This window comes from Rheinheimera soli, from assembly GCF_021290985.1.
Lineage (GTDB): Bacteria > Pseudomonadota > Gammaproteobacteria > Enterobacterales > Alteromonadaceae > Pararheinheimera > Pararheinheimera soli.
The window spans coordinates 1-886 of the sequence record NZ_JAJOYU010000092.1 but is presented as its reverse complement, the minus strand read 5'-3'; the positions used below and the strand labels follow the sequence as shown (position 1 = coordinate 886).

The following is an 886-nucleotide window of genomic DNA, read 5'->3' as shown; positions in this document are numbered from 1 at the left end:
GGGCGACCATAAAGGTCGCCCCTTATATGGACTCCCCTGAACTATCAACAGATTTTCTCACACTGGTATAGATGCGCACTTATATACGGGCTTTAGTGAGGAGCTACCTCTGCACCTTCAATGTATTCGCACCATCATGCCTTCTCTACAAAGCGGTTTTCTCAACGCTGTGGGGCGAACAGGCTCTTGATGGTCGGTCTTACCTGTGTTTTAAGCATCTGTTTGATAGAACTCGTTACGCCGTTTGCAACGACGCCTTGTAACTCTCTCCACGACTGAGCATTGCCCAGGCCGTACGGATGGTTTTATTGGCTAGCGCCACTGCCGCAATTCGCTTTCCTCTGCGTTGCATCAGCGCTTTTAACCATATCTCTTTGGCTGTTCTGGCCTCTCGCTTATCTAAATAACTCAGGACCGATATCGCCCCCTGAATAAGCACTGAGCGTAAGCGTTTATGCCCGCTCATTTGACTGATGGACCCTATTTTTTGTTTGCCACCACTGCTGTGCTGAACCGGCGTTAATCCTAAGCATGCCGCTGCATCCCGACCATTTTTAAAGTGCGAGCCATTGCCTATCGCCAGCTTTAAACCCAATGCGCCTATCGGACCTACACCTTCGAGCTCTATCAATGAACGACTTTGTTCATCCTGTATCGTCAACGCCGTTTGCTGTCGCGTCAACTGAGCTAACTCCGCCTCTATGGTCTGAAACAAGGCCCACATCTGAGCAATGCTTTCACGAAAGCTCATCGGTACGTCATTTTCACCATCTTCCAGCACTTCGGGTATCGCAGACCGCAAGGCTGCATCACTTTTGGCAATGACCACACCAAATTCATTCAGCAATCCACGAAGCTGATTACTCATCGCGGTTTTATGGGCCAC

At 49.5% G+C, this 886-nt stretch carries 1 protein-coding gene; it reads right to left on the bottom strand.

Features of this window, described 5'->3' with window-relative positions; translation table 11 throughout:
• Positions 1-235 precede the first annotated feature (235 nt).
• On the bottom strand, positions 236-886 hold a 651-nt coding region (locus tag LSG37_RS21130; RefSeq protein ID WP_233081983.1), incomplete at its 5' end, for an IS110 family RNA-guided transposase.